Source organism: Streptomyces sp. NPDC048506 (assembly GCF_040651315.1).
Taxonomy (GTDB): domain Bacteria; phylum Actinomycetota; class Actinomycetes; order Streptomycetales; family Streptomycetaceae; genus Streptomyces.
This window is the reverse complement of the sequence record NZ_JBEZIX010000022.1, coordinates 90933-103036: the sequence shown is the minus strand read 5'-3', so window position 1 is coordinate 103036 and position 12104 is coordinate 90933. Positions and strand designations below refer to the sequence as shown.

At 71.2% G+C, this 12104-nt stretch carries 11 protein-coding genes; 5 read left to right on the top strand and 6 right to left on the bottom strand.

The genetic code is table 11. The features are described 5' to 3' along the window. Window positions 1-29: 29 nt before the first annotated feature. Window positions 30-1052: a glycosyltransferase family 2 protein gene (locus AB0C96_RS19710; protein ID WP_362918932.1), complete on the bottom strand. Its 1023-nt coding sequence runs from the start codon at window positions 1050-1052 to the stop codon at window positions 30-32. Between the two features lie 280 nt (window positions 1053-1332). On the opposite strand from AB0C96_RS19710, the gene AB0C96_RS19705 reads away from it, so the two are divergent. The 3 genes from AB0C96_RS19705 to AB0C96_RS19695 are packed head-to-tail and all read left to right on the top strand — an operon-like array spanning window position 1333 to window position 3900. Next, window positions 1333-2790, top strand: a complete 1458-nt coding sequence (locus tag AB0C96_RS19705; RefSeq protein WP_362918931.1) for an LCP family protein — start codon at window positions 1333-1335, stop codon at window positions 2788-2790. A 22-nt stretch (window positions 2791-2812) separates the two neighbouring features. After that, window positions 2813-3271 (top strand): hypothetical protein, encoded by a 459-nt coding sequence (locus AB0C96_RS19700; RefSeq protein WP_362918930.1) that lies wholly within the window; start codon window positions 2813-2815, stop codon window positions 3269-3271. A gap of 47 nt (window positions 3272-3318) precedes the next feature. Beyond that, window positions 3319-3900, top strand: a complete 582-nt coding sequence (locus AB0C96_RS19695) for a VanZ family protein (protein WP_362918929.1) — start codon at window positions 3319-3321, stop codon at window positions 3898-3900. Here the strand turns inward: AB0C96_RS19695 and AB0C96_RS19690 are convergent. Continuing rightward, the gene (locus AB0C96_RS19690) at window positions 3851-4405 is read right to left on the bottom strand and encodes an acyl-CoA thioesterase (protein ID WP_362918928.1); all 555 of its coding nucleotides are present in this window, start codon (window positions 4403-4405) and stop codon (window positions 3851-3853) included. The two genes, AB0C96_RS19695 and AB0C96_RS19690, sit on opposite strands and share 50 nt — an antisense overlap. A gap of 332 nt (window positions 4406-4737) precedes the next feature. On the opposite strand from AB0C96_RS19690, the gene AB0C96_RS19685 reads away from it, so the two are divergent. Beyond that, the gene (locus AB0C96_RS19685; protein WP_362918927.1) at window positions 4738-6012 is read left to right on the top strand and encodes an LCP family protein; all 1275 of its coding nucleotides are present in this window, start codon (window positions 4738-4740) and stop codon (window positions 6010-6012) included. Between the two features lie 82 nt (window positions 6013-6094). Here the strand turns inward: AB0C96_RS19685 and AB0C96_RS19680 are convergent, their stop codons facing one another. Next, entirely contained in the window at window positions 6095-7270 is a 1176-nt protein-coding gene (locus tag AB0C96_RS19680; protein ID WP_362918926.1) for an acyl-CoA dehydrogenase, read from the bottom strand. Between the two features lie 208 nt (window positions 7271-7478). Between AB0C96_RS19680 and AB0C96_RS19675 the strand changes: the two genes are divergently transcribed. After that, the gene (locus AB0C96_RS19675) at window positions 7479-8819 is read left to right on the top strand and encodes a UDP-glucose/GDP-mannose dehydrogenase family protein (protein WP_362918925.1); all 1341 of its coding nucleotides are present in this window, start codon (window positions 7479-7481) and stop codon (window positions 8817-8819) included. Between the two features lie 272 nt (window positions 8820-9091). On the opposite strand, the gene AB0C96_RS19670 is transcribed toward AB0C96_RS19675, so the two are convergent. Genes AB0C96_RS19670 through AB0C96_RS19660 form a run of 3 tightly spaced genes read right to left on the bottom strand, consistent with a single transcriptional unit; the run spans window position 9092 to window position 11954 of the window. Further along, entirely contained in the window at window positions 9092-10276 is a 1185-nt protein-coding gene (locus tag AB0C96_RS19670) for a dipeptidase (RefSeq protein ID WP_362918924.1), read from the bottom strand. Next, window positions 10273-10809 (bottom strand): 5-(carboxyamino)imidazole ribonucleotide mutase, encoded by a 537-nt coding sequence (purE, locus tag AB0C96_RS19665; protein ID WP_362918923.1) that lies wholly within the window; start codon window positions 10807-10809, stop codon window positions 10273-10275. Before purE ends, AB0C96_RS19670 begins: the two co-directional genes overlap by 4 nt. Beyond that, entirely contained in the window at window positions 10806-11954 is a 1149-nt protein-coding gene (locus AB0C96_RS19660) for a 5-(carboxyamino)imidazole ribonucleotide synthase (RefSeq protein ID WP_362918922.1), read from the bottom strand. Before AB0C96_RS19660 ends, purE begins: the two co-directional genes overlap by 4 nt. Window positions 11955-12104: the final 150 nt, after the last annotated feature.

The window sequence follows — 12104 nt, the reverse complement described above, 5'->3', positions numbered from 1 at the left end:
GGGCGGGCTCCGACGTGGAACGGGGACCGCTACTCCGCCGCGGCCGGCACCGCCGGGCGCCGGCTGGCGATGACCTTCTTGGCGAGGGAGCGCGGGCTGGTCAGGAAGCCCAGGCCCCAGGACATGTGCATGGTGGCCAGGGCGACCGGGATCTGGGCGCGGGCCTTGAGCGGGAGTCCCTTGCCGGCGGGGACGGAGCCCGCGGTGATGGCGGCGAGGTAGCCGGCCGGGACGACGAAGCCCCAGGGGGTGACGGCGGCACCGACCACCAGGCCCGCGGCGATCGCGCCGACCGCGGTCGGCGGGGCGAGGTAGCGGAGGTTGATCGAGCCGGCGTGGTAGCGGGCGACGACGTGACGCCACTTGCCGTAGTCCTTGTACTGCTTGGCCAGCGCCTTGATGCTCGGGCGGGGGCGGTACTGGACCTTCAGCTCCGGTGAGAACCAGATCTGGCCGCCGGCCTCGCGGAGGCGGAAGTTCAGCTCCCAGTCCTGGGCGCGGATGAACTCCTCGTTGTAGCCGCCCTGCTGCTCCAGGGCCTCGCGGCGGAAGACGCCCAGGTAGACCGTCTCGGCGGGGCCCGCCTGGCCACCGGTGTGGAAGGCGGCGTTGCCCACGCCGATCTTGGAGGTCATCGCGGCGGCGACCGCGTCCTCCCAGGCGTTCTCGCCCTCGGCGTGCATGATGCCGCCGACGTTCACCGCGCCGGTCTCCTCCAGCAGGCGCACCGCGGTGGCGATGTAGTCGGGGGAGAGCATGCCGTGGCCGTCGACGCGAACGACGACGGGGTGCCGGGAGGCCTTGATCGCGGCATTGAGCGCGGCGGGGGTGCGGCCCGTCGGGTTCGGCACGGTGTGCACCCGGGCGTCCTCGGCCACCAGCTCGGCGGCGATCTCGTCCGTACGGTCCGTGGACGGGCCGAGGGCGATCACCACCTCCATCTCGCCGGCGTACTCCTGCTCCAGGATGTGCCGGACCGAATTGCGCAGGTGACGTTCCTCATTGAGCACCGGCATGATCACGGAGACGGCCGGGGGCTGCTGCTGCGGCATGGTTCCTCGGGGGTACGGCCCGTGGCGGAGCCGCCAGCGACGGCAGCGCCCGCCGGGAGACTGCAGTATCGCGCCTCACGTTACCGCGAATGGGGGACGCCCTCGGACGCAGCCGGGTGGCCGGAGGGCAGATGCCCGGCGTGTGGCGCTTTACCGCAGATCATATGGACCTATCGTGTTCCCGCCGCATTCGTCCCCCTCCGTACTCTCCCTGTACCTCTCCCCGAGTACCTCTCCCCGCCGGGCGCCGCTCGCCCGGCCCGCCGCGGAGGTGTCCGCCGTGACCGCGCCGTTCCGCTCCCCCAGCCCGGCCAACCGTCGGGCCGCCCGGTCCGGCGGGCGCCGGCGCCCGGGTCCGCGGTGGGGGCTGCGGATCGGCACCGGCGCGTCCGTGCTGCTGCTGGCCGCGGGCGGGGTGGGGCACGCGATGGTCACGGGGGTGGAGAGCGGCATCGGGCGGGTGGACGCCTTCACCGGGATGAGCAACCGGCCCGGGGGCGGCGACGGGCTGAACTTCCTGGTCGTCGGCACGGACGGACGCGACAGGCTCACCGCCGAGGAGAAACGGAAGTACCACCTGGGCGGAGCGCCCTGTCACTGCACGGACACGCTGATGCTGGTGCACCTGTCCGCCGACCGGAACCGGGCCAGCGTCATCAGCCTGCCGCGCGACTCCTACGCCGAGGTCCCCGCGCACCTCGACCCGGTGACCGGACGGCAGCGCGCCAAGCACGCCATCAAGCTGAACGCGGCGTACGCGGAAGGCGGCCCCAGCCTGACCGTGCGCACCGTCGAGCACATGACCGGGGTGCACATCGACCACTACCTGGAGGTCGACTTCACCAGCTTCATGCACAGCGTGGACACGGTCGGCGGAGTGGAGATCTGCACCGCACGACCGCTGCACGACAGCTACACGGGCCTGCACCTCCCGGTCGGCAGGTCACGGCTGAACGGCGGCCAGGCGCTCCAGTACGTGCGCTCGCGGCACGTCGACGGCTCCGCCGACCTCGGCCGGATGCAGCGCCAGCAGCGCTTCCTGGCCGCCCTCATCCAGAAGGTCACCTCCTCCGGAGTGCTGATGAACCCGATCCGCTTCAAGGACGTCGCCGACACGATGCTGGAGTCCGTGCGCGCCGACTCGGGGTTCGGGGCCAACGACCTGGTCGACCTGGGGCAGGCGATGCGCGGGTTCACCCCGTCGTCCTCGGAGTTCACCTCCGTGCCGCTCGGCACGTTGGAGCAGCCGGTGCCGGGCGTCGGCTCGACGGTGCGCTGGGACCCGGTGGCGGCGCCGAAGCTGTTCCAGGCGATCCGCGAGGACCGGCCGATCGCGGCGCACCGGGACCGGGCGGAGCCCCGGGCCGCGGTCGTGGAGGTGGCGCCCGACCAGATCCAGGTGCGGGTCGACAACGGCACCGACCGGGCGGGGCTGGGCGCGGCGGTGGCCAGGGACCTGCGCGCCAGCGGCTTCGCCACCCTGGGCTCCCCGGGCAACTCCACCATCGGCCGGGTGGCCCGCACGGTCATCGTCTACGACCCGCGCTGGGACCGCTCGGCCCGTTCGCTGGCCGGCGCGCTGCCGGGCGCGAGGCTGCGGCCGGTGGCCGGTCAGGGGCCGGTGATGCGGGTGACGGTCGGGCAGAACCACACGGCGGTCCGGCGGGTACGGGCCGAGGAGCCCACGAAGCCGGGCGGGATCTCGGCGATCACCGGAGACGAGGCGGTGTGCCCATGAGCGAGCGCAGCGAGGTCTCGGCATGAGCGTCCCCGCGCCCCGTCGCACCCAGGTCAGGCCGCCGTCGCGTGGGTCGGAAGCGCACCGTCGGGCCCGCCGGGTGTCGGTGGCCGTCGCGTCGATCTGCCTGGTCGCGGCCACCGCGGCGGCGGCACCGGCGGCGCCGGACGCCCCGACCGGCTGCGGGGACCTGGTGCGCGGCCAGCTGTGTCTGCGCGGTCCGGTGGGGGCCGACGGGACGTACCGCGCGACGTACCGGCGGCACGGGGCGGCGGCCGGGCTGGCCGAGATCACCGTACGGCTCGGCTACCAGCGCAAGAACGCCCGGATCACCGCCTTCCCCGGCTGGTTCGGCACCCGGCGCACACAGGGCGGCGCGGTGGGGCTGACCGGGCGGGTGGAGATGCTTTCGGACGAGTGCATCCGGGGCGTCATGGAGCACGGGGAGACGGTCTTCGTCACGAAGTGGAGCTGCAACTGACGTCCCGGACACCCGGATCACCCGGGAAGGCATGAAAGGCGCGGATTGTGTGGCAGGTTGTGCTGGTCGTCACCCCGACCACGGTGACGCTCTTCCTCGTCGCGGCACTGGGCCTGGCGACGGCGTTCGCCCTGTGGACCGCGCACGCCCCCGGCGGTGGCGCGCCGCGCCGTACCGCCCGCGTGCTGCTGGCCTGCTGGCTGCTGGTGCTGCTGGCGGCGACGCTCACGCCGACCCAGCCGATCGGTTCCGGGGACGCGACGGTGTGGTGGCGTCCGGGCGAGGGGCTGTTGGAGCTGGGCGCCCAGTTGGAGCCCGGCGAGCTGGCCATGCTGGTGCGCCGTCAGATCGCCGGTGCCGCGCTGTTCGTCCCCGGGCCGCTGCTGCTGCGGTTCGCGGTGCCGCGCGCGCCGGCCGCCCTGGCGTTCCTGCTGGGGGTGGGCCTGTGCCTGGTCGTCGAGACGGCGCAGCTGCTGATGCGGGCCGGCCGGATCGCGGACGTCGACGACGTGCTGTGCGCGGCGGCCGGCACCCTCATCGGTACGGGGCTGGCGCTGCTCGCGCAGCTGGCGGTGGCCGTTATGCGTCGTCGAGGCCTTCCGCGGCGCGCCGTTCGCGCAGCTCCATGATCGCCCGGCGTCGGGCGAGGCGGTGCGTGCGGCGAATCTGTGCCTCTTGGTAGCGGCGCTTGTCCCGCTCGGTCTCGGGGAGCACCGGCGGCACCCGGCGCGGCTTGCCGTACTCGTCGACGGCGGCGAAGACCAGGTAGGCGGAGCCGACCTGCTGGGCCGGGCCGGACTCGTTCCAGCGCTCGGCCAGGACCCGGACGCCGACCTCCATCGAGGACCGGCCGGTCCAGTTGACCTGGGCTCGGACGTGCACGAGGTCACCGATCCGGACCGGCTCCAGGAAGGCCATCTCGTCCATGGAGGCGGTCACCGCCGGCCCGCCGGAGTGGCGCCCGGCCACCGCGCCGGCCGCGTCGTCGACCAGTTTCATGATCACGCCACCGTGCACCGTCCCCAGCAGGTTCGTGTCGCCGGCCGTCATGATGTGGCTGAGCGTGATGCGGGATGCGGAGGTCGGCTTGCCGACGAGCTCACCGTCGGGGTCGTGGGTGACGAGTTCGGTCATGGAGCAAGCCTAAGCGGGACCGTAGGACCCCTCCGGCCGCACCGGACGTGACTCCGGTCTCGCACCGGACGTGACTCCGGTCTCACGCCGGACGTGACACGGGTCCCCCGCCGACCGTGGCGAATCCCACCCGCACCACGTGACACGGATCTCCTCGCCCCGCCGGAAACCATCCGGAATGGATGCTTCCAGTAGCCCCGTCGGAATGGTCACGGCCCCTTCGGGTATGCGGCGGAAGGCCTCCGTGGCTTTGCATCAGCTCTGCAACAGCCCTGACCCGATCCGGCACCCGCCCTATGGAGCACCCCACCCGGCCGTGCACACTGCCCCGTATGAATGAGTGGCCCAATGGATGGTCCGGGGACCAAGGCAACCGGTACGGACGCGGCAGCAGCGGCGACCCGGAGGGTGCGCGCGCCATGCCGCAGGTGCGGCGCGACGCAGGCCCCGGCTATCAGAGGCACGAGCCTCCGCTGCCGCCGTCGATGTCCCCGCACAGGGGCGCGAACGTGCCGCCGCAGCAGTCCCAGGGCTACGACGACGCATATGACGACGGTTACAACACCGGCCAGGTCTACGGCGGCGGCCGGGGCGGCGGCTACGGCGACGGATACGACGGCCGGCCCCGCCCCAACTGGGGCCGGCGCATCCGACGCACCCTGGTCGCCCTGGTCGTGGTGCTCCTGATCGCCTCGGTCGCCACGTACTTCTGGGCGGACGGCAAGCTCCGCCGCCAGGTGGACCTGAGCAAGGTCATCGACCGGCCCGAGGCGGGCGACGGCACCAACTACCTGATCGTCGGCTCGGACAGCCGCGAGGGCATGTCCGCCGAGGAGAAGAAGAAGCTGCACACCGGCTCCGCCGAGGGCAAGCGGACCGACTCGATGATGATCCTGCACGACGGCAGCAACGGCCCGACGCTGCTCTCGCTGCCCCGCGACTCGGACGTGGAGATACCCTCCTTCGTCGGCTCGGACTCCGGCAAGAAGTACCCGGGCACCGGCCGGCACACCAAGCTCAACGCGGCCTACGCCGAGGACGGCCCGGAGCTGCTGGTGCGCACCGTGGAGTACAACACCCACCTGCACATCGACCACTACGTCGAGATCGGTTTCGCCGGCTTCGCCAACATCGTCGACGCCATCGGCGGCGTCGAGATGGACATCCCCAAGGCGTTCAAGGACAAGTGGTCGGGCGCAGACTTCCCGGCGGGCAAGCAGACCCTCAACGGCCAGCAGGCCCTCGCCTTCGTCCGCACCCGGCACGCCTTCGCGGGCAGTGACCTGGACCGCACGAAGAACCAGCAGAAGTTCCTGGCCTCGCTGGCCAGCCAGACCGCCACGCCCGGCACCGTCCTCAACCCGTTCAAGCTCTACCCGGTGATGGGCGCCGGCCTGGACACCCTCATCGTCGACAAGGACATGAGCCTGTGGGACCTGGGCCAGATGTTCTTCGCGATGAAGGGCGTCACCAGCGGCGACGGCAAGTCGATGAACATGCCGGTCTCCGGCTCCACCGGAGGCAACCTGGTCTGGGACAAGGCCAAGCTCCAGCAGCTGGTCCAGCAGCTGAAGAACGACGAGAAGGTCACGGTCAGCAGCAACTGACATCGGCGAAGGGCCCCGGATCGCTTGCGATCCGGGGCCCTTTCGCATCCCTACGCCGCCGCACGCCGCGGCGGCGTACGGGTCACTGCGGCAGGTTCCTCGCCATCACGATCCGCTGCACCTGGTTCGTGCCTTCGTAGATCTGCGTGATCTTGGCATCCCGCATCATCCGCTCCAGCGGGTAGTCACGGGTGTAGCCGTAGCCGCCGAGCAGCTGGACGGCGTCGGTGGTGATCTCCATGGCCGCGTCGGAGGCGTAGCACTTGGCCGCGGCGCCGAAGAACGTCAGGTCCTCGCCCTTGCCGCCGGCCGATATCCGCTCCGAGCGGGCGGCTGCGGCGTAGGTCAGCTGACGGGCCGCCTCCAGCTTCATGGCCATGTCGGCGAGCATGAACTGGACGCCCTGGAAGTCGCCGATCGGCTTGCCGAACTGCTTGCGCTCCTGGACGTAGCCCTTGGCGTAGTCCAGGGCGCCCTGGGCGATGCCGAGCGCCTGGGCCGCGATCGTGATGCGGGTGTGGTCCAGGGTCTTCATGGCGGTGGCGAAGCCGGTGCCCTCCGCGCCGATCATGCGGTCGGCCGGGATCCGCACGTTGTCGAGGTAGACCTCGCGGGTCGGTGAGCCCTTGATACCGAGCTTCTTCTCCGGCGCGCCGAAGGAGACACCCTCGTCGTCCTTCTCGACGACGAAGGCCGAGATGCCCTTGGAGCGCTTCTCGGGGTCGGTGACGGCCATCACCGTGTAGTACTCGCTGACGCCGGCGTTGGTGATCCACCGCTTGACGCCGTTGAGGACGTAGTGGTCACCGTCACGGACCGCCCGGGTCTTCATGCCCGCCGCGTCGGAGCCGGCGTCCGGCTCGCTCAGGCAGTACGAGAACATCGCGTCGCCCTTGGCGAGCGGGCCCAGGTAGGTCTTCTTCAGCTCCTCGGAGCCAGAGAGGATCACCGGCAGCGAGCCGAGCTTGTTGACGGCCGGGATCAAGGAGGAGGAGGCGCAGACCCGGGCGACCTCCTCGATGACGATGACGGTGGCCAGCGCGTCGGCGCCGGCACCGCCGTAGGCCTCCGGGACGTGCACGGCGTGCAGGTCGTTGAGGGTCAGCGCATCGCGGGCCTCCTGCGGGAAGCGACCCTCCTCGTCCACCTCGGCGGCGAACGGCGCGATCTTCGCCTCGGCGAGCGACCGCACCGACTCGCGGAGCATGTCGTGCTCCTCCGACGGCCGGTACAGATCGAAATCAGCGGTTCCCGCCACTAACTCTCACTCCCCTGTGAACTTCCGGCAGTGCTAACTACCGTTAAGTAACCGTATTTCTCAGCTGGATTCTAGGCGCCGGACCGGGGCCGCGGATACGTGAGGTTGCCGACAGTTACCCACCTGCCCAGGGCACGACTGGAGTAGGCCATTCCTCGCGCGACTATGCTCGGTCCGGCCTTCTTCGTCGTATGTGTCTGGAGCATCCATGGCCCTCAAGATCACCGTGATCGGCACCGGCTACCTCGGCGCCACACACGCCGCAGCCATGGCCGAGCTCGGTTTCGAGGTGCTGGGGCTGGACGTGGTCCCCGAGAAGATCGAGATGCTCCAGCGCGGCGAGGTCCCGATGTACGAGCCGGGGCTGGAGGAGCTGCTGCGCCGCCATGTCGCCGGGATCGAAGGCTCCAGCGGACGGCTGCGGTTCACCACCTCCTACGAGGAGGCCGGCGCATTCGGCGACGTCCACTTCGTCTGCGTCAACACCCCGCAGAAGCACGGCGAGTACGCCTGTGACATGAGTTACGTCGACAGCGCCTTCGACGCGCTGGCGCCGCACCTGACCCGGCCCACGCTGGTGGTCGGCAAGTCGACGGTGCCGGTGGGCAGCGCGTCCCGGCTCGCCGAGCGGCTGGCCGCGTCGGCCCCCGCGGGCGCCGACGCCGAGCTGGCCTGGAACCCGGAGTTCCTGCGCGAGGGGTTCGCCGTCGACGACACCCTGCACCCGGACCGGATCGTCGCCGGTGTGGCCAGCGAGCGGGCCGAGGAGCTGCTGCGCGAGGTCTACGCCACCCCGATCGCCGGGGGCTCCCCGTTCATCGTGATGGACTACCCGACCGCCGAGCTGGTGAAGACCTCCGCCAACTCCTTCCTGGCCACCAAGATCTCGTTCATCAACGCCATGGCGGAGGTGTGCGAGGCCGCCGACGGCGACGTGGTGAAGCTGGCCGAGGCGATCGGGCACGACGAGCGGATCGGCAACAAGTTCCTGCGCGCCGGCATCGGCTTCGGCGGCGGCTGTCTGCCCAAGGACCTGCGGGCCTTCATGGCGCGCGCCGGTGAGCTGGGCGCCGACCAGGCGCTGACCTTCCTGCGCGAGATCGACTCGATCAACATGCGGCGCCGCGGCCACATGGTCGAGCTGACCCGGGACGCGGTCGGCGGCGGCTTCCTCGGCAAGCGGGTCGCGGTCCTGGGCGCGACCTTCAAGCCCGACTCGGACGACGTCCGCGACTCCCCCGCACTGAACGTCGCCGGCCAGATCCACCTCCAGGGCGGCCAGGTCACCGTCTACGACCCGAAGGGCATGGCGAACGCCCAGCGGCTCTTCCCGACGCTGGGCTACGCGGACAGCGCCCTGGAGGCGGTACGCGGCGCGGACGTGGTGCTGCACCTGACGGAGTGGCGCGAGTTCCGCGACCTGGACCCGGCGGCCCTGGCCGAGGTGGTCGCCGAACGCCGCATCCTGGACGGCCGCAACGCCCTGGACCCCCAGCTGTGGCGCAAGGCCGGCTGGACGTACCGTGCGCTGGGTAGGCCGAAGGCCTAACGCCCCACGTTGTCGGCTTTCCCGCCGTGCTTGTTGCTCGCCGTTGCGCCTGCGGCGGGCGTGGGTTTGTGGGTGCGGGGACGGTCCTGCGGGGCAGGGGTTCCAGACTGCTTCGCTTTACGTCCGGACACCCAGCCCCGGAGGACCGCACCCGCAGCCGAACAGCCCCGCGCAGCGGCACCGCCCGCCGCAGGCGCAACGGCGAGAAAGCCAACAACGTGGGGAGAACGCCGGCCGCCAGGCCACGGCGAGAAAGCCAACAACGTGGGAAGTCAGCCAAGCGCAGCGATCGTCGCGTGGGACGGCCCCCGGCGCCCCCGCTCCGCGCGGGACACGTCCTCCGCCGCGCGGAGTGCGCGGACGGCGTTCTGCCAGGTCAGCTTGGCCAGGTCGGCCTTGGACCAGTGGCGGTCCAGCAGCTCGGCGATCAGGTTCGGGTAGCCGGCGACGTCGGCCAGGTCGGCCGGGGTGAAGGCGGTGCCGTCGAAGTCGCCGCCGATGCCGATGTGGTCGATGCCGGCGACCTCGCGCATGTGGTCGAGGTGGTCGGCGACGGTGGCGGCGGTGGCCGTCGGCCGCGGGTTGGCGGCTTCGAAGGCCCGTTGGACGGCCATGCCGGCCTCGGTCGTGTCGAGGTGGTGCAGGCCGTGGGCGCGCATGTTCTCGTCCGCACGCTGCGTCCACTCGACGGCCTCGGGGAGGACGAACTTCGGCACGAAGGTGGCCATCGCGACACCGCCGTTGGCCGGCAGCTGGGCCAGGACGTCGTCGGGGACGTTGCGCGGATGGTCGCAGACGGCCCGCGCGGAGGAGTGCGAGAAGATCACCGGCGCGGTGCTGACGCGCAGCGCCGCACGCATGGTGTCGGCCGAGACGTGCGAGAGGTCGACCAGCATCCCGCAGCGGTTCATCTCCCGCACGACCTCCTCGCCGAAGGGCGTGAGGCCGTGGTGGCGCGGTTCGTCGGTGGCGGAGTCCGCCCAGTCGATGGTGTCGTTGTGGGTGAGCGTCATATAGCGGACGCCGAGCCGGTACAGGGTGCGCAGGGTGGCCAGCGAGTTGTTGATCGAGTGGCCGCCCTCGGCACCCATGAGGGAGGCGATCCGGCCCTCGGCGCGGGCCGCCTCCATGTCGTCGGCGGTCAGCGCCGGACGCAGGTGGTCCGGGTAGCGGGCCACCAACTGCCGCACCACATCGATCTGTTCGAGGGTGGCGCTGACCGCCGTGTCGCCCGCGTAGTCGGACCGTACGTACACGGACCAGAACTGGGCGCCGACACCGCCGGAGCGGAGCCGCGGCAGGTCGGTGTGCAGGTGGGCGGACTGGTCGGTGGCGATGTCCCGGCGGTCGAGGTCGTAGCGGACCTGTTCGCGCAGCGCCCAGGGCAGGTCGTTGTGGCCGTCGACGACGGGCCAGTGGGCGAGCAGCTCCCGCGCGGCCTCCTCGGAGGCCTTCACTGGGCGCCGCCGAAGCCGAAGCCGTTCGGGACGGCGACCTTGTTGCGCAGCCGCTTGCCCTTCTCGGTGGCCTGCTCGTTCAGCTCCTGCTGGAACTCCCGCATCCGGCCGAGGAGTTCGGCGTCGTGGGCGGCGAGCATCCGGGCGGCGAGCAGCCCGGCGTTGCGGGCTCCGCCGACCGAGACGGTGGCGACCGGCACGCCGGCCGGCATCTGCACGATGGAGAGCAGGGAGTCCATGCCGTCCAGGTACTTCAGCGGGACGGGGACGCCGATGACCGGCAGCGGGGTGACGGAGGCGAGCATGCCGGGGAGGTGGGCCGCGCCGCCGGCGCCCGCGATGATCACCTTCAGACCGCGGTCGGCCGCGTCCTCGCCGTACGCGATCATCTCGCGCGGCATGCGGTGGGCCGAGACGACGTCCACCTCGTAGGGGATCTCGAACTCGGCGAGGGCCTGGGCGGCGGCCTCCATGACGGGCCAGTCGGAGTCGGAGCCCATGACGACGCCGACCACGGGGTTCGCACTGCTCATTCGGTGATCGTTCCTCGCAGGTAGCCGGCGGCGTGCGCGGCGCGCTCGCGCACGTCCGCCAGGTCGTCGCCGTAGGTGTTCACGTGTCCGACCTTACGGCCGGGCTTCACGTCCTTGCCGTACATATGGATCTTCAACTGCGGGTCCCGCGCCATGCAATGCAGATACGCGGAGTACATGTCGGGGTAGTCGCCGCCGAGGACGTTGGCCATCACCGTCCAGCGGGCGCGCGGACGCGGATCGCCGAGCGGGAGGTCGAGCACGGCACGGACGTGGTTGGCGAACTGCGAGGTGATCGCGCCGTCCTGGGTCCAGTGGCCGGAGTTGTGCGGGCGCATGGCGAGCTCGTTGACCAGGATCCGGCCGTCGGCGGTCTCGAAGAGCTCGACCGCCAGATGGCCGACGACCTCCAGCTCCTTGCCGATGCGCAGCGCCAGCTCCTGGGCCCGGCCGGCCAGCTCGGGGTCGAGGTCGGGCGCCGGAGCGATCACCGTGTCGCAGACACCGTCGACCTGGATGGACTCCACGACCGGATAGGCGACGGCCTGGCCGTGCGGGGAGCGGACGATGTTGGCCGCCAGTTCGCGTACGAAATCGACCTTTTCTTCCGCAAGGACAGGGACGCCCGCGCGGAACGGCTCCTCGGCCTCCTTGGAGGATCGCACGACCCAGACGCCCTTGCCGTCATAGCCCCCACGGACGGTCTTGAGGATCACCGGAAACCCTCCCGACCCGCCGAGTTCCGCGGCGAAACGCGCCACATCCTCGGGGTCGGAGACGATGCGGTGCCGCGGGCACGGGACGCCGAGCGCGTCCAGCTTCGCCCGCATCACCCCCTTGTCCTGGGCGTGCCGCAGCGCCTCGGGGCCGGGCCGGATGGCAATGCCATCGGCCTCCAACGTCTGCAAGTGCTCGGTGGGGACGTGCTCGTGATCGAAGGTGATCACATCGCAGCCGCGCGCGAACGCGCGCAGCGTGTCCAGATCGCGGTAGTCGCCGATGACGACATCGCTGACCACCTGGGCCGCAGAGTCCTGCGGCGTGTCACTGAGGAGCTTGAACTTGATGCCGAGGGGGATACCCGCCTCGTGGGTCATACGGGCGAGCTGACCGCCGCCGACCATGCCGACTACCGGGAACGTCACGCCCCCCAGGGTATCCGCCCGGCACCGCTGCACCGACCCCGGCTTGGATGATCCTCCGAATTCGCACGTTCGAAGATCGCCGATGCAAGATCACTACAGGGCACTAGTCTCGGGCACGGGTGTGCGACGGGTCCCGGGCGCGGGCCCGGC

Bases quoted from the DNA above. Each gene is read 5' to 3' on its own strand.
- AB0C96_RS19675 (WP_362918925.1), top strand. From the start codon at position 7,479: ATGGCCCTCAAGATCACCGTGATCGGCACCGGCTACCTCGGCGCCACA.
- AB0C96_RS19710 (WP_362918932.1), bottom strand. From the start codon at position 1,052: ATGCCGCAGCAGCAGCCCCCGGCCGTCTCCGTGATCATGCCGGTGCTC.
- AB0C96_RS19685 (WP_362918927.1), top strand. From the start codon at position 4,738: ATGAATGAGTGGCCCAATGGATGGTCCGGGGACCAAGGCAACCGGTAC.
- AB0C96_RS19700 (WP_362918930.1), top strand. From the start codon at position 2,813: ATGAGCGTCCCCGCGCCCCGTCGCACCCAGGTCAGGCCGCCGTCGCGT.
- AB0C96_RS19690 (WP_362918928.1), bottom strand. From the start codon at position 4,405: ATGACCGAACTCGTCACCCACGACCCCGACGGTGAGCTCGTCGGCAAG.
- purE (WP_362918923.1), bottom strand. From the start codon at position 10,809: ATGAGCAGTGCGAACCCCGTGGTCGGCGTCGTCATGGGCTCCGACTCC.